The organism is Chryseobacterium tagetis, from assembly GCF_016735585.2.
Taxonomy (GTDB): Bacteria; Bacteroidota; Bacteroidia; order Flavobacteriales; family Weeksellaceae; genus Chryseobacterium; species Chryseobacterium tagetis.
On record NZ_JAERSE020000002.1, the window covers coordinates 781,302 to 800,796 of the forward strand.

20 protein-coding genes are annotated in these 19,495 nt (G+C 35.6%); 17 read left to right on the forward strand and 3 right to left on the reverse strand.

Annotated features, from left to right (window positions below; all coding sequences use genetic code 11):
* Positions 1-20 precede the first annotated feature (20 nt).
* The 9 genes from porD (at position 21) to JI747_RS09110 (ending at position 9,595) form a co-directional block, all read left to right on the forward strand.
* Positions 21-929 carry a type IX secretion system protein PorD gene (gene porD, locus JI747_RS09070; RefSeq protein WP_225687901.1) on the forward strand — a complete coding sequence of 303 codons (909 nt, stop codon included), beginning with the start codon at positions 21-23 and terminating at the stop codon, positions 927-929.
* A 70-nt stretch (positions 930-999) separates the two neighbouring features.
* Positions 1,000-2,649: a DNA repair protein RecN gene (locus tag JI747_RS09075; protein WP_225687903.1), complete on the forward strand. Its 1,650-nt coding sequence runs from the start codon at positions 1,000-1,002 to the stop codon at positions 2,647-2,649.
* Positions 2,650-2,864: 215 nt separating this feature from the next.
* The gene (locus JI747_RS09080) at positions 2,865-4,331 is read left to right on the forward strand and encodes a DUF5687 family protein (RefSeq protein ID WP_225687905.1); all 1,467 of its coding nucleotides are present in this window, start codon (positions 2,865-2,867) and stop codon (positions 4,329-4,331) included.
* Between the two features lies 1 nt (position 4,332).
* Positions 4,333-5,055, forward strand: a complete 723-nt coding sequence (locus tag JI747_RS09085; RefSeq protein ID WP_225687908.1) for an ABC transporter ATP-binding protein — start codon at positions 4,333-4,335, stop codon at positions 5,053-5,055.
* A gap of 21 nt (positions 5,056-5,076) precedes the next feature.
* A complete protein-coding gene (locus JI747_RS09090; RefSeq protein ID WP_225688243.1) occupies positions 5,077-6,015 on the forward strand; it encodes a Dyp-type peroxidase in 939 nt (312 codons plus the stop codon).
* 246 nt (positions 6,016-6,261) lie between these two features.
* On the forward strand, positions 6,262-6,828 hold the full coding sequence (locus JI747_RS09095) for an RNA polymerase sigma factor (protein ID WP_225687910.1): 567 nt from the start codon (positions 6,262-6,264) through the stop codon (positions 6,826-6,828).
* Positions 6,809-7,444: a hypothetical protein gene (locus JI747_RS09100; protein WP_225687912.1), complete on the forward strand. Its 636-nt coding sequence runs from the start codon at positions 6,809-6,811 to the stop codon at positions 7,442-7,444. The genes JI747_RS09095 and JI747_RS09100 overlap by 20 nt, the downstream gene beginning before the upstream one ends.
* Positions 7,445-7,475: 31 nt before the next feature.
* The gene (locus tag JI747_RS09105) at positions 7,476-8,513 is read left to right on the forward strand and encodes an outer membrane beta-barrel protein (RefSeq protein WP_225687914.1); all 1,038 of its coding nucleotides are present in this window, start codon (positions 7,476-7,478) and stop codon (positions 8,511-8,513) included.
* 38 nt (positions 8,514-8,551) lie between these two features.
* Entirely contained in the window at positions 8,552-9,595 is a 1,044-nt protein-coding gene (locus JI747_RS09110) for a S41 family peptidase (protein WP_225687916.1), read from the forward strand.
* Between the two features lie 92 nt (positions 9,596-9,687).
* On the opposite strand, the gene fumC is transcribed toward JI747_RS09110, so the two are convergent.
* Positions 9,688-11,082, reverse strand: coding sequence for a class II fumarate hydratase (gene fumC, locus JI747_RS09115; protein ID WP_225687918.1), 1,395 nt, complete (start codon positions 11,080-11,082; stop codon positions 9,688-9,690).
* A gap of 182 nt (positions 11,083-11,264) precedes the next feature.
* On the opposite strand from fumC, the gene JI747_RS09120 reads away from it, so the two are divergent.
* The gene (locus JI747_RS09120) at positions 11,265-12,872 is read left to right on the forward strand and encodes a fumarate hydratase (RefSeq protein WP_225687920.1); all 1,608 of its coding nucleotides are present in this window, start codon (positions 11,265-11,267) and stop codon (positions 12,870-12,872) included.
* Between the two features lie 93 nt (positions 12,873-12,965).
* Entirely contained in the window at positions 12,966-13,250 is a 285-nt protein-coding gene (locus JI747_RS09125; RefSeq protein WP_225687922.1) for a hypothetical protein, read from the forward strand.
* 97 nt (positions 13,251-13,347) lie between these two features.
* Here JI747_RS09125 and JI747_RS09130 read toward each other — a convergent pair whose 3' ends face one another.
* A complete protein-coding gene (locus JI747_RS09130; protein ID WP_225687924.1) occupies positions 13,348-14,217 on the reverse strand; it encodes a helix-turn-helix domain-containing protein in 870 nt (289 codons plus the stop codon).
* Positions 14,218-14,379: 162 nt separating this feature from the next.
* Here JI747_RS09130 and JI747_RS09135 point away from each other — a divergent pair, with 162 nt between their 5' ends.
* Both JI747_RS09135 and JI747_RS09140 read left to right on the forward strand, forming a co-directional pair.
* Positions 14,380-16,455, forward strand: coding sequence for a T9SS type A sorting domain-containing protein (locus JI747_RS09135; RefSeq protein WP_225687926.1), 2,076 nt, complete (start codon positions 14,380-14,382; stop codon positions 16,453-16,455).
* 248 nt (positions 16,456-16,703) lie between these two features.
* Positions 16,704-16,883: a hypothetical protein gene (locus tag JI747_RS09140; protein ID WP_225687928.1), complete on the forward strand. Its 180-nt coding sequence runs from the start codon at positions 16,704-16,706 to the stop codon at positions 16,881-16,883.
* Between the two features lie 218 nt (positions 16,884-17,101).
* On the opposite strand, the gene JI747_RS09145 is transcribed toward JI747_RS09140, so the two are convergent.
* The gene (locus JI747_RS09145; protein WP_225687930.1) at positions 17,102-17,290 is read right to left on the reverse strand and encodes a hypothetical protein; all 189 of its coding nucleotides are present in this window, start codon (positions 17,288-17,290) and stop codon (positions 17,102-17,104) included.
* Positions 17,291-17,593: 303 nt separating this feature from the next.
* Between JI747_RS09145 and JI747_RS09150 the strand changes: the two genes are divergently transcribed.
* From JI747_RS09150 to JI747_RS09165, 4 genes are read left to right on the forward strand one after another with little or no spacing between them, the layout of a single operon-like run.
* On the forward strand, positions 17,594-17,866 hold the full coding sequence (locus tag JI747_RS09150; protein WP_225687932.1) for a hypothetical protein: 273 nt from the start codon (positions 17,594-17,596) through the stop codon (positions 17,864-17,866).
* 10 nt (positions 17,867-17,876) lie between these two features.
* Positions 17,877-18,266: a hypothetical protein gene (locus JI747_RS09155; RefSeq protein WP_225687934.1), complete on the forward strand. Its 390-nt coding sequence runs from the start codon at positions 17,877-17,879 to the stop codon at positions 18,264-18,266.
* A gap of 26 nt (positions 18,267-18,292) precedes the next feature.
* A complete protein-coding gene (locus tag JI747_RS09160; protein WP_225687936.1) occupies positions 18,293-19,219 on the forward strand; it encodes an IS1595 family transposase in 927 nt (308 codons plus the stop codon).
* Positions 19,210-19,461: a hypothetical protein gene (locus JI747_RS09165; protein WP_225687938.1), complete on the forward strand. Its 252-nt coding sequence runs from the start codon at positions 19,210-19,212 to the stop codon at positions 19,459-19,461. The genes JI747_RS09160 and JI747_RS09165 overlap by 10 nt, the downstream gene beginning before the upstream one ends.
* Positions 19,462-19,495: the final 34 nt, after the last annotated feature.

Consider the following 19,495-nt stretch of genomic DNA (forward strand, 5'->3'; position numbering starts at 1 on the left):
TCTCAATTTTTAAATAAACAATGAAAAGAATTTTAAGCATACTTTTTATATTTTTCCTATATAATGTTAGTTTTTCTCAGGAATTGCTTTCCACAGTGCAGATCAATGCTCAGCAGATGGGAGGAAGTAATCAGCAGGTCTATAAAACCCTTGAGAAAAGCCTTAGAGATTTTATTAATAACACGAGCTGGACCGGGAAAAAATTACAGAACTTTGAAAAAATTAAATCAAATTTTGCAATTATCATCAGCGAAAAAGATGGGAATAATTATAAAGGAAGTATTGTTGTACAGGCGGTTCGTCCCGTATTCAATACAAGCTACGAATCACCTCTGATTAATATTCAGGATACCAAATTCGGATTCGAATATGTGGAAAATGAAAACTTAATTTTCAACGAAAGACAGTTTTCCGGAAAGAATCTGATCGATGTCATCAGTTTTTACGTTTATCTGATCTTGGGTTATGACGCAGACAGCTTTCAGGCGATGGGCGGAACACAGTGGTTTACAAAAGCACAGCAGATTGCGCAGAATTCTCAGAACAGAAACTACGAAGGTTGGTCCCAATTAGGTACAGAAGGTCCCCGAACAAGAGGGAATCTGATCAGTACATTGCTGAATTCAAATACCAATCAGTTAAGAAATACTTTTTATACGTACCACAGAATCGGATTAGACGGTCTTTATAATCAAGATCAGACTCCTTCCAAAAAAGCTATTTTTGATGGTTTAATGCAGTTGAAAACGTATGAAAATAATTTTCAGCAGAACTATGCGTTCAATATTTTTATTGAAGCAAAAAATGATGAAATCTTCAATGTGTTCAATACCGGAAATAACGGAGGAATTATATTGGGCGATCTAAAACAACTTATGATTGTTTTCGCTCCGAAATACACTGACTCTAAGTGGAATAAGTGGAAGTAGAAAATCTGATGATTAATTCTTAATTGGAAATTTTATATTTGCAGTAACAATCGTAATCTGCTACTGATTTATGCTTTCGAGAATCTATATAAAAAACTTTGCACTTATTGATGTACTTGATGTATCGTTAAATAAGGGACTACAGGTAATTACCGGAGAAACGGGAGCCGGTAAATCAATTATTTTGGGTGCGCTTCGTCTTATCTTAGGAGAAAGAGCAGATATAAAATCGATCTCCAATACCGAAGAAAAAAGTGTCGTAGAAACCGAGTTTGCATTAAACAACCGGTTTAAGAAATTCTTTATAGAAAATGATCTTGATTACGATCAACAGACCATTATAAGAAGAGAGATTCTTCCGTCCGGAAAATCCAGAGCTTTTATCAATGATGTTCCGGTGACTTTGGATGTGTTAAAGGAACTTTCTTCTCAGCTTATAGATATCCACTCTCAGTTTGAAACTTCAAACCTTTTTACAGCAGAATACCAGTTCAAAATTATTGACGGGCTTTCTGAGAATAAAAATAAGGTAGAAGAATACCAGTTTGAATTTTCAGACTTTCAAAGTTTGAAGACCCAGCTCAAAAAACTTCAGACCCAGCTTGCGGAAACCAATAAAGAAAGCGATTATAAAGAATTTTTACTGAACGAGCTCGAAGAATTGCAACTGGATGATGTAGATTATCAGGAGCTGCAAAATCAACTGTCCATTCAGGAAAATGCTGAAATGATCTCCGAAAATCTAGCGCAGGTTTTATCCAGATTTCATCAGGAAGAAGTCGGAATTCTTTCATTCTTTAATGAAGCTAAAAATAAATTATCTAAGATCTCCGAAGTTTCAAACACTTTCTCAGATCTTGACAACAGACTGGAAACGTCTTTTGTAGAATTAAAAGATATTATTTCCGAACTGGAACATGAAGCTGAAAAAATTGAAATAAATCCTGAAAATCTTGCTTTACTTTCTGAACTTAATAATAAGATCAATTCATTATTCCTGAAGCACAGTGTTTCCGGAATCGAGGAACTGAAAGAGATCAGAGATCAGTTAGCCGGAGAACAGCAGGGTGCTTCTGAACTGGAAGCCAGCATTGCTGAGATTTCAGAAAGTATCGTTAAAAAAGAAAAAACGCTTCAAAACCTTGCTGAAACGCTTTCAAAAAACAGAAAGAAAAGCATTCCTGTTTTTATTAAAAAAGCTGAAGATCTGCTTAAAAAGTTAGGATTAGAAAAAGCGAAAGTAGATATTCAATTACAGGATTCCCCGGATTTTAATCAATTCGGGAAAGAAAATATTCAGTTGCTGTTTCAGGCAAACTCAGGTTTTCCTTTAAAGCCTATTCAAACCGCTATTTCAGGAGGAGAAAGATCGCGTGTCATGTTAGCCGTAAAGAAGATCATTGCAGAAAGTGACGAGCTTCCGACATTGATCTTGGATGAGATTGATACCGGAGTTTCAGGAAAAGTAGCCGAAGAGATCGGAAACCTGATGCGTGAAATGTCTGCAGATATGCAGCTGATCGTAATTTCTCACCTCGCACAAGTAGCAGCAAAAGGAAATGATAACTATAAAGTGGTAAAGCAGGATGTTTCCGGAAAGACCCAATCTACTATTGTTCCTTTAAGCAGTGAAGAAAAACTCCAAGAAATTGCCCAGTTGCTTTCCGGGAGTAAGATTACGGAAGCGGCGATGGCACAAGCGAAAGAGCTAATAGGATAATCACAATTTAAATTAAAAATATAAGAAGACTTCTGATAAATACAGAGGTCTTTTTTTATGAAGCTGAAATTCTGTTTCATTCATTTTTTAATAGGACAAAAAATTCCGGTGATTACAAACAGGTTTGTTTTGACGAAAATAAATTTATCTCTGCTTATCTCATTAAAATTTGTAACATTTTTCCCCATATATTTACTAATGTAAAAAAGATAACTATGTTTTTTAAATTTCTGAGACTAGAGTTCAAAAGCTTTTTCCGGGGTTCTTCCCTAGGGATCAATCTGGCGATGAAGATTTTCCGTCTTTTGGGGATTCTTTATTTTATGGGATGCCTCGTTGCGGGAGCATTTATAGCATTCTTCTATATTCAGGAGGATATGCATGGAAACCCGATGAAGGTGGTATCTAAATTTTTAATTATAGCCTGGGCGGTTGATCTCATTATGAAATACATGTGGCAGGAAATGCCAACGCAGAACATCAAGCCTTTTCTTACCTTAAATATTCCTAAGAAAACATTGGTCAATTATATGCTGAGCAAGACTTTTCTGTCTGCTTTCAGCTGGCTGAATTCCCTGTTTTTTATAACGTTCTCGGGGATTGCGATATTTAACGGATACGATGTGATCGGAGTTTTTACATGGTTCCTTGGGATTTCTCTGTTGTTTTATCTGAACAACTTCATCAATATCCTTTTCAATGAAAAAGAAACGGTAGCCATTGTTGTCGGATGTATTTTCGCAGCAGTGGGAGGTCTTACGTATTATCACATTGTTCCGGTACTGGAATATTCCGAAAAGTTTTTCTTTAATTTTTATGAAAGACCTTACTTCATCGTCATTTCAATCCTGTTGTTTACCGGCTTATGGAAGATTTGTTTCAATCATATCCATAAAGTGTTCTATCTGGATGAAGGGCTGGAAGTAAAAAAAGACATCGGGAAAACGGAGAATATTGCTTTCCTGAATAAATACGGAGCTATCGGGACCTTTATCAATAACGATATTAAAATGCTGAAACGAAACAAAGTGGCCAAAGGGATTTTACTGGGAAGCGTGTTGTTCCTTTTTTATGGAATGCTTATGTTTTCTTCATCAATATATAAGACTCCGGCGATGATGATGTTTATGGGGCTGTTTGTGACAGGAGGTTTTCAGTTTTTATTCGGGCAGAGAGTTCCGGCATTCGACAGTTCATATTATCCGCTAATGATGACCCTGAATGTTCCTTATAAAGAATATTTAAAAGCAAAATGGTGGCTGATGAATATTGTAACAGCAGCTTCTATGGTACTGGCGGTTTGCTATGCCTATTTTGGCTGGGAAATGTATCTGACTTTTTTTGCAGCCGGGATTTATAATATTGGGGTTAATTCTCAGTTTACACTTTGGTCGGGTGCCTTCAATAAAATGCAGATCGATCTGAATTCTAAAGAAAAGAGATTCGGGCAGAAGAACAGTTTTAATATAAAAGCTTTGCTCTTATTAATTCCGAAAATGTTTTTACCAATGGTGGTATTCGCAATTGTAAAACTTTCTCTCGGAATTACAGCGGGAATTATCAGTGTGGCAATAATGGGGTTGATCGGATTTGTCTTAAGAGAAAAGATCTTCGACATTATCGTAAAACATTATAAGGTAGAAAAATACAGTACATTAGAAGCATTCAAAAACAAAGATTAGTATGATCACAATTAATAATTTATCAAAAACATACGGTAAAGCAACCGTTTTAAATATAGAAAACCTTGAAATTCCCAATGGAGAAACTTTCGGGTTGGTAGGAAATAACGGAGCCGGAAAAACGACCCTTTTCAGCTTAATGCTTGATCTTATTCAGGCAACGACAGGTTTTGTAAGCATCGACGGAATAAAAGTAAACGAATCTGAAGCATGGAAAAATAAAGTTTCAGCGTTCGTAGATGATTCTTTTTTGATAGGATACCTTACTCCGGAAGAATATTTTTACTTCATCGGAGAACTGAGAGGCCAGAACAAAGCTTCTGTAGATGAATTTTTAAAACAGTTTCATGATCTTTTTAACGGAGAGATTTTAAATTCGGGAAAATATGTCCGTGATCTTTCTAAAGGAAATCAGAAAAAAGTAGGAATCGTTGGAGCTATTATCGGGAATCCGGAGATCATTATCCTGGATGAGCCCTTTGCCAATCTTGACCCTTCTACACAAATTAAGCTTAAAAACTTAATCAAAGAATTATCAAAACAGGACGGGGTGACTTTCCTTATTTCAAGCCACGATCTTTCCCATACCACAGAAGTTTGTAACAGAATTGTAGTGGTAAATAAAGGACAGTTGGTAAAAGATATCCAGACGAATCCTGAAACACTGAAAGATCTTGAGCAGTATTTTGCAGATCAGGTTTCTAAACCTGAGGAAGTGATTTAAAACCAACATAAAACCAAAATGATGTCGAGTTCTGAATCCCAAAACGTTACCGATTATCCCAACAGTAATACCATTTTCATGGTCTGGAAACTGGAGGATAATCCTAAATTGAAAGATACTTTTCAGCAATTGTGTGCATTGGTACTGAATCTTAATAATTCTGTTTTTAACAGATTTCCGGATAGCAGAGCCAGCTGTGTAATGGGAATTGGATACAACGCCTGGAATATGCTGGGTCTTCCAACACCATTGCCTAAAGAACTTACCAGTTTTGAGGAAATAAAAGGGGAGAAGCATACCGCAGTTTCTACACCGGGAGATCTGCACTTTCATCTGAGAGCGGATGATAAAAGTATCATTTTCGATATGGCGATCGAAATTTCAAAACGATTGTCGCCTGTTGCAGAAAGTGTTTTGGAAATTCACGGATTTAAATATTGGGATGACCGTTCCATACTGGGTTTTGTAGACGGAACAGAAAACCCGCATAATGAAGACCGTGATTTTTTTGCTAAAATTGGGGATGAAGATGAAGCATACAAGGGGGGAAGTTACCTTTTTACCCAGAAATATCTTCATGATATGAAAGCTTGGGGAAATCTTTCCACAGAGGAGCAGGAGAAAGTAATCGGAAGATCCAAAGAACACGATATTGAAATGTCAGATGATGTGAAACCTTCAAATTCCCACATTGCATTGGCCAATATTGAAGATGAAAACGGAGAAGAGCTGAAAATTGTAAGAGATAATATGCCTTTTGGAAAACCTTCAACAGGAGAATTCGGAACGTATTTTATTTCTTATGCCAGTACATTTTCAACCACGAGAAAAATGCTGACGAATATGTTTATCGGAAATCCTCCGGGAAATTACGACAGGATTTTAGATTTCAGTACAGCGGTTACAGGAACGCTTTTCTTTGTTCCGACCAGAAATATGCTGGATGAATTTTCAGGATAAAAATAAGGAGGCAGAATTTTTCTGTCTTTTTTTAATTTAATTAAAACGTTTTTTAACATCATGTTTGTCATTCCGTAGGAATCTCTACAGTATTATAAAATAAGGAGTTTAGATTCCTGCGGAATGACAATCGGAGTGTAGAAAATTAAAGTAGTAAGTAATAAAGATTATCTTTTTTCAAAAAAAATATTTTTTTGTGTAACCTTTTTAAAACTTTGTTGTCTTTAAGATAGAAACAGATAATTCATGAAGCTTTTATTTGGAAATAAAAAAGAAGATTTGCTCAGCCGCCTCAAGAAACAGGATCCGGCTGCACAGAAAGTTTTTTATGAACAGAACGTCAAAAAGTTTCTGAGTGTAGGGAAAAGCTACATCAGCGATTTGTATCAGGCGGAAGATTGTGTCATTAAAGCTTTTTGCAAAATTTTTAAGCACATTGAAAGCTTTCGTGGAGAGGGCAATCTTGAAGGATGGGCAAGACGAATCGTCGTTAATGAATGCCTCAACTTTATAAAAAGTCATAAAACCGTTTTTTATATTGATGATATCAATCCTTCATTTATGATTGAAACGCCGGAAGAAGAAGTGATTTTTGACTTCAGCGCTCAGGATCTTTTGGATCAGCTTCCGGATGCGTACAGAATGGTTTTCAACCTGTATGTATTAGAAGGCTATTCGCACCAGGAAATTGCCGATACGCTGAAAATTTCCACTGCGGTGAGCAAAACCCAACTGTTTCGGGCGAAAGAGAAGCTGAGAGTGCTTTATCTTCAACAACAAAAAACAATGAAAAATGAACACATTCAGAGATAATTTAGAAAACCAGATAAAAAACCAGATCGGAGAAAGAGAAATTGCTCCTTCAAGAGATCTCTGGGCTGAAATAGAATTGCAGAAAGAAAAACCTCATTCTAAATTCCCAATGAACTGGATATTGATGGCGGCATGTATGGTACTTCTTTTTGGGTTGGGATTTATTATCTTTTCAAATCCTGCAGAAAAAAATAATATTCAGGAGAGTAAGATTGCAAAGGTAAAAGAGGTTTCTCAGCAGAAAAAAGCCACAGAAAAGTTGGAGGAAAATACAGTTACAAAACCTGTATATGCAGAGAAGAAGGTAATTCAGGAAACTAAAGAGCCTTTAACTAAAACAATTAATGAGGTTCAACAGTCGCCGAAAGTTTTGGCTGAGCAAACGCAAAAAGCAACTCCCAAAGATGAAGCTCAAGCGATTGTTACTCCTGAAATCTCTAAAATTCCTGTTCCGGCAGATAAAGTGATGGCGAAAACAGAAGATGCTGTAAAAACTCCTGTGAAAAGAAAAAAATACGTAGATCCTGCTACTTTACTTTTCTCGGTAGAGCATAAGGATGTGATCGAAAAAACAAAAGAAAGCAATGTCGCAACCGTTGATCTGAACGGCAGATAATACTAAATTTTAACAATAAAAAATTAATAATATGATTAAAAAAATGATCATGATGGGATTCGTATGTCTTGTTTCCACATCAATATATGCGCAAAGAAAGCCGTTGGTAAATCTTCAACCGAAAGTAGATACAGAAGTAAGCCCTATTGTAAAGGAAAAAGTGGATGAATATGCCAGAAAAATAGATGCAATCATTCAGGAGGAAAAGAAAATGATGGAAGCCGAATTGCTGACTCTTCAGGCGAAAAATCTTGATAAGGCAGAATTTGACAAACAGAAATCTGTAATAGCAGACCGTTTTTCAGAAAGAATAGATCAGAGAATTGAGGAATTAGGGTTTGATTTGGATACGGTTATCCAGAAGCAGGTAAGATATTCATTACTCAACTCCGATGTTACCTCCAACGAAGAATTGAAAGAGAAACTGTTGAAAAAATTCAGACCGACAAAGAACTTTACAGGGTATATTTCTTACGGAATTATGAATCTGACCAACAGCGAAGCTGATAACGCTTTAGATAAAAATTTAGGATATGCCGGAAATTTCGAATTCGGATTGAAATTTAATTATCAGTTCAGTAGAACGAGTCCTTGGGGATTGATTTCCGGAATCGGTTTTTCGTGGAGAACATTGAACATTGATAACAATATGTTTGTTGCCAAAGATGTGAACTCTAATGTTTATCTGGCCAATTATGAAAAAGGATTGAACAAAAGTAAGCTTAGAACAGGATATATTATGGTCCCGTTGGGATTCCAGTATAATTTTTCAAAGCTGAAAAATGCAGGAATGGATATTCAGTACAGAGATTATCAGAATGGATTTAAAGTTGGAGCGAATGTGTATGGAGGAGTTAAAATGTCTACCAACAATATTATGAAAGGCGAAGGAATAAGCGACAGAGACAGAAGCAATTATCAGGTAAGTCCTTTTATTTATGGAGGTCAGTTTACCGTTTCTTACAATGATTTTAGTATTTTCGTGAAAAAAGATTTCGGAAACTTCTTTAAAAACGGGAATTTTGAAAATGATAAAGCTTTAGTTTTCGGATTGGCACTTTGGTGGTAAAACCAGACTGAAAATGTAACCAAATCACAATACAATTAATGAACAAAAACATCAGACTCTTTGTAGCACTTCTCTGTATTTTCGGGTTGTCTTCTACAGCAAATGCACAAAAGGAAAAAACATCTCAGGACAGTATAAAAGTATTTTATGATAAAATATTCAAATCTTTAGAAGTAGCTTATCTGCACAGAAAAGATTATGACTGGAAAAAGCTGAAGGTAGAAACTTTCCAAAATCTGAATAAGGCTAAAGATTTTAAAAGTTCTTTACAGGAAATTAAAGGTCTCCTAGAGAAAATAAATGCAGATCACTCCAGTGTAACTTATCAAGGCAAAACTTACGGACCTGTAGTAAATATTTCCAAAGAGATGTTCAGTGAAGAATGGCAGAAAAAATTTGCTGCGAAACCTGGGTTTGAGGTGAAAGTATTGGATGGTAAATTTGGGTATATTCTGATGCCTCATCTGTCATTTGATGATTTTAGTGCTGCAAATGTTCATAAAATTGCTCAGCCTTTATATGATCAGATTGCGGAAACGAAAACTAAAAATAAACTAGAAGGCTGGATTCTGGATCTGCGTTTTAACACAGGAGGAAATGCTGCACCAATGATACTGGCTTTGTATGATCTGTTGGGAGACAATATAGTGTGGGGAGTTCTTGATGAGGATAAGAAATTAAAGAGTTCAGTAAAGTTAAACAAAGGAGTTTATAATGAAGGATATAAGAACCCTGCTTATATAAACCCCAATGGAGAATTGGCAGATACGTCTAAAGTAGCGGTAATAACAGGAGTATTAACAGCAAGTGCCGGGGAAATTACAGCTTTAGCATTTAAAGGGAGATCCAATACTCTTTTCATAGGCGAAAATACGAATGGGAAAACCACGTCAAATATGGTTGTTGAACTGCCTTTTAATGCAAGGATGCCTCTGAGTCTGGGATATGACTGTGACAGAAACGGTAATTATTATAAGCAGATTACTCCTGATGTTCTTATTTCAAAACAGGATAATTTTAATGACTTATTACAAGACAAAAATATTCAGGAAGCCATAAAATTCTTTCAGAAAACAACATAGACACGTAGTAACATTCATAGATAGATTGAAAAAACGCCGGGAAAATTTTCCGGCGTTTTTCGTACAAATATTTAATTTTTAAATCTAATTTCTTATTTCAGGCTTCCCACCATATCTTCAGGTTTTACCCATTCGTCAAACTGTTCAGCAGTTAAAAGTCCAAGATTGATGGCTTCTTCTTTTAGTGTTGTGCCATTTTTATGAGCGGTTTTTGCGATTTTTGCAGCATTTTCATACCCGATATGGGTGTTCAAAGCGGTTACCAACATCAATGATTTGTCAACCAGTTCTTTGATTCTCTCGTGATTCGGTTCAATTCCTACAGCACAATGATCGTTGAATGAAATACATGCATCAGCAATTAGTTGGGCAGACTGTAAGAAATTGAAAGCCATCACCGGTTTGAATACATTCAGTTCGTAATTTCCCTGCGTTCCTGCAAAAGAAATGGTGGTGTCATTTCCTAAAACCTGAGCACAAACCATTGTCATCGCTTCATTTTGGGTAGGATTTACTTTTCCAGGCATGATAGAAGAACCCGGTTCATTTTCCGGAATATGAATTTCCCCGATTCCCGAACGCGGTCCGGAAGCCAGCAATCGTATATCCTGAGCAATCTTATACAAAGAAACCGCCAGTTGCTTTAAAGCTCCGTGAGATTCTACTAGAGCATCGTGAGCAGCCAGTGCTTCAAATTTATTTTCGGCGGTTACAAATGGATGGTTAGTAAATTTTGAAATATATTCTGCTACTTTTACATCATATCCTTGAGGTGTATTCAATCCTGTTCCCACTGCAGTTCCTCCCAAAGCTAATTCGGAAAGATGAGGTAAGGTATTTTTTAATGCTTTAATTCCGAAATTTAATTGGGCTACATATCCTGAAAACTCCTGTCCTAGCGTTAAAGGAGTGGCATCCATTAAATGCGTTCTTCCGATCTTAACGACATCTTTAAAGGCTTCTGATTTTTGAGCTAAAGTATCTCTTAATTTTTCAACCGCAGGAATTGTTGTTTCAACCACTTTTTTATAGGCTGCAATGTGCATTGCTGTTGGATACGTATCATTAGAGGATTGAGATTTATTCACATCATCATTTGGGTGAATTTCTGATTTTTCGCCTAAAGTTCCGCCATTGTTGACATGAGCTCTGTTTGATACTACCTCATTCACATTCATATTAGACTGTGTTCCCGAACCTGTTTGCCAGATCACCAAAGGAAATTGATCATTCAATTTTCCTTCTAAGATTTCTTCGCAAACATTCGCAATCATATCTCTTTTTTCAGCGGAAAGAACACCCAGATCGGTGTTGGCAAAAGCTGCAGCTTTCTTTAAATAAGCAAAAGCTTCAATAATTTCGTGTGGCATAGAACCTTCCGGACCGATTTTGAAATTATTTCTTGAACGCTCTGTCTGTGCACCCCAAAACTTATCTGCAGGAACCTGCACTTCGCCCATGGTGTCTTTTTCTATTCTGTAATTCATTGTGATTGAAATTTTTATTTAGGTTTAATTTTTGTGATTTTGCAGTTGAAATAACTTTCTATAAAGTTACTTAATAATGAAAAACCTCACAATTTATAATCATTATAAATATCAATCTAAGTCACTGATTTTGCTCATGTTTTTTTACGTAAGCCGTATTTTTGTAACAATAAAAAATTGAAATGGAATTTAGATATCAGGATCCGTATCCGATTCAGAAAGACGATACGGTGTACAAGAAGCTTACTTCAGACTATGTAAAAGTTGAAAAACTAGGAGACAGAGAAATTTTGACAGTAGATCCGAAGGGTCTTGAACTATTGGCTGAAGAAGCTATGGCAGACGTTTCTTTCATGCTTCGTTCTTCGCATTTGGAAAGTTTGAGAAGAATCATCGATGATCCTGAAGCTACAGATAACGACAGATTCGTTGCTTATAACTTATTGCAGAATGCTGCGGTTGCGGTAGAAGGTGCTTTGCCATCTTGCCAGGATACAGGAACGGCAATTGTAATGGGTAAAAAAGGAGAAAATGTATACACGGGAGTTGATGATGGTGAATATTTAAGCAAAGGAATCTACAATACCTATCAAAAAAGAAACCTAAGATATTCTCAGGTTGTTCCTTTAACGATGTTTGATGAGAAAAATTCAGGTTCCAATCTTCCTGCACAAATTGATATTTATGCTAAAAAAGGAGATTATTACGAGTTTTTATTCTTAACAAAAGGAGGAGGTTCTGCCAACAAAACATTCCTTTACCAAAAAACAAAATCGTTACTAAACGAAAAATCGTTGGAAGCTTTCGTAAAAGAGAGAATCTCAGACTTAGGAACGGCTGCTTGTCCGCCTTATCACTTAGCTTTGGTTATCGGTGGAACTTCTGCCGAAGCAAATTTGGCTGCAGTGAAAAAAGCCTCTGCGAAATACTATGACAACCTTCCTACAGAAGGAAATGAAGCCGGTCAGGCTTTCAGAGATCTGGAATGGGAAGCGAAAGTTCAGAAGATTTGCCAGGAAAGTGAAATTGGAGCACAGTTTGGAGGGAAATACTTAACACATGATGTAAGAGTGATCAGACTTCCTCGTCACGCTGCTTCTTGCCCGGTTGGAATGGGGGTTTCTTGTTCTGCGGACAGAAATATTAAAGGGAAAATTACAAAAGAAGGTATTTTCTTAGAGCAGTTGGAGCAGGATCCTAAGAGATTCTTGCCGGATACGCCGCCACATTTGGAAGAAGCAATTGAAGTTAATTTGAATAAGCCAATGCCTGAAATCTTGGCTGAACTTTCAAAATATCCAATCAAAACAAGATTAAAGCTAAACGGAACTTTAATCGTAGCAAGAGATATTGCTCACGCAAAAATCAAAGAAATCATTGACAGTGGGAAACCAATGCCTGAATATTTCAAAAATCACCCGATTTATTATGCAGGACCGGCAAAAACTCCGGAAGGAATGGCTTCAGGAAGTTTCGGGCCTACCACTGCAGGAAGAATGGATGTATATGTAGATGAATTCCAGAGCCATGGTGGAAGTATGATCATGCTGGCAAAAGGAAACAGAAGTAAAGAGGTTACCGATGCTTGCGGGAAATACGGAGGGTTCTATTTAGGATCAATCGGTGGACCTGCTGCAATTCTTGCAAAAGACAATATTCTTTCAGTTGAGGTAGTCGATTTCCCTGAATTAGGAATGGAAGCTGTAAGAAAAATTGAAGTGAAAGATTTCCCTGCGTTCATCATTAGTGATGATAAAGGAAATGATTTCTTTGCAGCATTAGCTCATTAATTAGTTTAAAATCAAAATAAATAAAAAAATAGGACGTGTATCTTTTGTGTAAAAAAGAAAAAAGTTCTATTTTTGCCTAAAATATTAAGTAAAATGATGTTATCAGCATTTTGGCCGTTTTATCAGTTCCTTTGGACAATCTACTTCGTTACAATGTTCCTAGTAGGATTCTGGTGTATTTTTATGTTTTTCGGATTGGTGATTCCAATGTGGTTGACGGAAGGTTTGAAAGAATACTTTGGTAAAGTAGCTCCTTTTGATCCGGAAGAAATTAGAAGTAAAATGGTATACGAGCAAGAAGGTGTAGAAGTTATTTATAACTCTCCTAAAGGTCACGGTCCTTTTATTCACGAACACGATAGTCACGGACATCATTAATTTGTATGTCATTGCTTTTTCACCTGAATTCTGAAGAAGCAATATCAAAGCAAAACAACATATATAAAACCACTAACTTGTTAGTGGTTTTTCTGTTTTACGCATTTCTGAGTTTTTCCGGAGATATTCCAAACTTTTTTTTGAAGGCTCTGGAGAAGTTCTGCACATAGTCGTATCCACAGTCTATGGCTATTTCTTTGATCATAATGTTTTTGTCAACGATAAGTTTCTTGGCTTTTAGCATTCTAAGCTCCGAAACATAGTCAACAATTGTAGAATGATAATGTTCTTTAAATTCTTTTCTGATCTTATTTTCATTTATTCCTAGTTCTTGGCTCAGGTCATTGATCTTAATGCTTTTGTGATAATTCTCGTCAATATATTTTTTGATGCGGATGTGTAATTCCGATGGATTTTCAATATTATCTTTTTCGGTGAACTGTTCAAAAATTAAAATCAAAAGCTTGATGATTTTAGCCTCTATAAAAAGTTTCTGCATCATTCCTTTCTTTGAATATTCGATAATTTCTTTCAGAATGATATGCATTTCTACTGTCATTAAAGGAGGAGTCTGCTTGTGCAGGAAGATGAAATTATTTTTTTTCATCTGTTCCAGGATGTCTGAACTCTCTTTGCTTTTTTCAGGATTAAAAAGATTAAAGATGTATCGGTATTTTATTTGTATCTGTAGGTATTTTAAAAGCTCCTGATTTTCTGTCCACAATTTAGCTTTACTCTCTTTTGAAGAATAGTGCAGAATGTATTCGTTTTCTTTGAATGAAAATTGAGTTCCGCAGTCCTGCGCGTCCAAATTGATACTTGGGCTCAGCAAAAAAAGAAGATTAAAGCTCGATTTTCCTTCCACAAAATTCGATTTAAGGCATTTTTCCTCATTTGAATTGGTATGAAGGAGAATAGAGATTTCCTCTGAATTATAAATTTGCCCCTCCTTAATGGTATGCTTCATATGGCGGTTTTTCAATTTATTATTTGAAAATCAGTCTTTTGGGTTTTTATGTTCTGTATGATTATCAATAGTTTGAAAATGATAACAATACTTAATCCGATACAAGTAATTTTGCGCAAATTTAGTACAATTAATTTAGAATAAATAAAAATAAATATTCAAATGTTTAAAAATTTATATTCTGTAGCGACCAAAATTGGGTTAGGAGTAGGAATGTTATCTATTGCGGCAGGGGCTTTATCTGCTCAGCAATGGCAGGATGTAGGAACATCAGGAAATCTTTCTTCCGGTACGTCTAGTTATAATAATTTAGCAATTGATACGCAGGGAAATTATTACGTTTCATATTACGATGTAGCAGTGTCTAAGGGTTCAGTACAAAAATTTAACGGAACCTCTTGGTCTTATGTAGGTGGTGCAGCAGGAGTTACAACGGGAAGTGCAACATACAGCTCTTTGTCTGTAGATTCTTCAGGGAAATTATATTATACCAACCAATGGGCCTATCCTAATTCAGGAATGGAGGTTCGAAAATTTGATGCGGGCGTATGGAGTCAGCTTCCCAACGTATTTAGTGCAACCACAAATTATCAGGCTTCTGCAGTAGCACCAAACGGAGATCTTTTTGCGTATGGTTCTGTAGATTCTGGGACAGTGAAGCGTTATGTAAACGGTGCTTGGGAACAGGTTGGGCCAACAGGAGTTGCGGGAGGTGTTCCTTATAATGCTGAAATGGTAATTGGGACTAACGGAAAAGTATATGTGTGTCAAAATGCATCCGGAGTAAAAGTATTTGAAAATTCTTTGACAGCTTCTTCGACTGATAGCTGGACTTTAGTTGGAGGAGCTTCGGTGGGAACTACCTTTACAGAAGGAGTAAACGCAACTTCAGATATTGCGATTGGAGCAGATAATAAATTGTACGTAGTATATTCTTCAAATGCAGCAAACAACAGAAGGCTGAATGTGAAAAAATTCAACGGAACAGATTGGGAGCAGGTAGGTGATGTGAATTTTGGAATTTCCAATGATCTTTATAATGTAGCGATTGCAGTAACACCTGCTGGAAAAATATATGTTGTGGCAAGTGGTTGGGCTATTAACGGAGGAAAAAATACAGTATATGAATATAATGCGACTACCAATACTTGGGGAACTTTTGGAGGTGATTTCGTATCTGATGGTACAGCGACGTACAATGATTTGCAATATGATGCAGTTAGCAATTCTTTAGTTCTTACTTATTCTCAAAGTGGGGTGAGAGTGAAGAGAATTTCCCTTACTCCTGCTTGTAATAATACAGACCCGGGAGCAAATCCTGGAGATACAGGTTGCGTAAGTTTTACCTACAAAGGACAGCCGGTTTCTTATACCACTGTAAGAGGACAGGATGGCAAGGTTTGGCTTCAGCAGAATTTAGGAAGTACTCAGGTGGCAACGACTATGACAGATACCAATTCTTATGGAGATCTTTTCCAGTGGGGAAGATGGGATGATGGTCATCAAGTGAGAAATTCTTCCACGGTTTCTATGCCTTCGGTTAATAATCCTTCAGGTTTAACAGGCATTACTTCATTCATTATCGGATCAGGAACGAGTAATTATTGGTGGAGTTCAAATGCGTTAACTGATAAGTGGTCAGGAGAAAATATTGCTGCAATGACTTCAGAAATCGGAGTAGATCCTTGTAAAGCAATTGGGCAGAGCTGGAGATTACCAACTCAGGCAGACTGGACAACAGCGGTGAGCGCAGAAGGTATTTCAAATCCTGCGTCTGCATTTAACAGCAGGCTTAAACTTCCTGCAGCAGGTAACAGAAGTCCAATAGATGCTACTTTCACCTATGAAGGACAAAGAGGATATTATTGGAGTTCTGATGTATCAGGTTCAGGAGGAAAGTATCTTTATATAGGGACAACGATTGCGAACGCATCTTCAGGAGGTCCTAGAGGACAAGGTCAGTCCCTAAGATGTATTAAAGAAACTTCTGCGCTGGGAACATCAGATATAAAACGTGTAAATCTTGGGATTTATCCGAATCCTACAAAAGATATTCTGAATATTAAAATTGATTCATTAATTGATGCTGTCAGCGTTACCAATATGGTGGGACAAAAAATTAATGTTCAGTTCTCTAATAATCAGCTCAATCTGCAAGGCTATCCAAACGGAGTGTACATTGTAGAGGTAAAACTAAAAAGCGGACAGACAATTTCTAAAAAAGTGATTAAAAATTAATTCCGTTCATATTAGATTGATAGACAAAAGGCTTTTTTTAAGCCTTTTGTTTTTTTATGACATTTGGGCTCAGCGATGAGAATGGAATGTATGAATGAACCTTATCTTTTTCAGTTGAAACCAGAAACAGGAATTGTCATTCAGAAAATGATGATCAAATAAAAAAAGGTAACTATACGTTACTTTACACTAAAGAATAAGTCTGATATTTTATCTCATTTTTATTATATTTGATAAAATTGATAACTATGAATAAATTTATTGAAATTAATGGTGTGCATTTTAATCTTTCTCATATAATCTCAATTAGTGAAAGTAAAAATCCAAGAACAGGGCATACCACACTAATTATAAAGTTTTCAAATGGTGAGATTGAAAAAATTGTGCACCCACAGGCTAAAGAAATTATTTCAAAGCTAAATTCATAACAATCTTTAACGAAACAAACAATACAAAGGCTGACTCAAACCGAGACAGCCTTATTTTTTTATAAATAATCTTAAAATTTTACACTATGGAAAATCAAAAATTTGACAAAGAAAAGTTCAACAATGAAGTTGAACAAATTGTAGACTTATTAAAAGGTAAAAGTTATACCGAAGTCAAATTTCTATTTAAGTATGTCATTATAAGAATTAAAGAACGCTTATTCATTAATTAGATTATAAAATTCCTCAACTGTCATATCTAAATCAATTTCAGATTTATCTGTCATTTTTACAGTTATACAATCTTCACCTCCAATGTGAGATTCTATAACAGATGAAATACAAGTGGTATTTATAATACAGTGTTTCCCAGTAATGTCTTCAAGCTTAATTAATTTCGTATTCATAGGTTAATTTTTGCCTCTAAGATAAACAATAAAAGGCATAGTTTTTGTATATTTGTAGTCAAATTTTTTCGAAAAAAGAAAAGCATTAGCTTTTATTCTGCCTGTAGGAATCTGGTAAATTCAAAATGAGGTGTAGAATAAGTAAGTTGAATGCTCATGCTCTATATGGGCATGGGTTTCTCTTATTTATACCTCATGGTTTACCAGAACCTCTACAGATTAAATAAGAACTACAGACCCATGCTTTTTTTATTTAATCACAAATTTTCTACATTGGGTTTGGGTAGATTAAAAATCTATCTTATGAAAAACTTACTATTAATCAGTTCATTATCAGTAATTCTATTAAGCTGTGAAGCAACAGCAAAAGCAACACACGGGGCAACAGAAAGTAAACTAATCAAAATTGTATCAGTTGAGCAAGGTTGTCCCGTGGAAAACATCAAAATCATAGATAAAGGAAGAGGCTCCTATGCACTGGATGTTTGTGGAAAACGAATGGTGTATAGACAAGCGGGAAGTACCTTTATGGAATCTTCTAAAATGCAAGTTATAATGAATAGTGCAGGTAACTAAATATTATAAAATGAAAAAAATACTATTTATCTTACTTGTTGCTATTTCTTTCGTTAGCTGTTCTGGAAACGATGATGATTCAACACCACAACAAAACAATCCTGTAACAACTCAATACTTTCATCCTCCTGCATGGATTCAGGGTTCTTGGAAAGTAGGTAATACATCTTATTATAAATTTACAAATGATGATTTTATTTATGTAATGAATGGAACGAGCTACAAAGCAATTCTAACACAAACTGCTGCTTCAAATCAGACAGCTAAAGTAGATGAAATAATAAATGATACAGACTATAATTTCACAATCACTGCTGGTACTTCAGGTGGAACTTATAAATTTCACAAAATAAACTCTACACAGATACAGTGGAATAATATCACTTTAGATAAAGAATAAGAATTCACATCACATAAATATTAATCATGTTTAACACTAACATAAAATCAGTTTTTGAGCTTACTCAAATCTTTTCTACTGAGCAGGATTGCATAGACTACTTAGAGATAATGAAATGGAGCAAAGTTCCTGTAAGTCCTTTTGATGAAGCCTCAAAAGTATATAAGTGTAAAAATAACCAGTATAGATGTAAGAATACTGGCAAATACTTTAATGTCAAAACTGGAACACTTTTCGAAAACTCAAAAGTCAGTTTGAAGAAATGGTTCATGGCTATTTGGTTGGTGACTTCTCATAAGAAAGGGATTAGTTCAATACAATTGGGAAAAGATATTGGAGTAAGACAGGCAACTGCATGGTTCATGCTTCAAAGAATTAGAGCCTGTTTTGGTATTGAAAATGGTAATGAGTTAGAGGGTGTTGTTGAATGTGATGAAACATTTATTGGTGGGAAAAATAAGAACAGACACAAGGATAAGAAGGTTAAAAACTCTCAGGGACGTAGTTTTAAGGATAAAACACCCGTAATGGGAATGCTTCAAAGAGATGGCAAAATGAATGCTTTTGTTGTACCTGATACAAAGAGAAGCAGTATTCAGCCATTAGTTTGTAGGTATGTAAATCCAGAAACTACAACCCTGATTTCTGATGAATGGTTGGGATATACAGGTTTGAATAAATACTATGACCATAGAATCATTGACCATTCCAAAAAAGAGTATGTAAGTTTGCAGGATAATAATATACACACAAATAATATCGAAGGCAGTTGGAATATACTTAAAAAGAGTGTTTCAGGAATGTATAATCATGTTTCAAAAAAGCACCTCCAAAAATATGTTGATGAATTTGTGTATAGATTTAACCTGAGAAAGGTCTCAGACCAAGAAAAATTCAGATATTTGTTATCAAATTCAAATATCCGAACTAAGTACAAAGAATTATGTCAATGACAATAAGTGAACAGCTTAAACACGAACAAGTGAGACACACTATTATAGATGGTGAGGAGTATTTCTATGTGGATGATATTAAAGACAAATTCGGTTACTTAATACTGGATGCCAATAAAGTAATCTACATAGATGAAACACCATTAATAAAATCAGAGTTTATACAGAAACTATCAAAGTTTGACCAACTAATAAAACAGACCTTGATTTTTAAACCAAAGAAAAAAGACAAAGAGAACTAATTTAGTTCTCTTTCTTTTTGTATATGTAACAAAT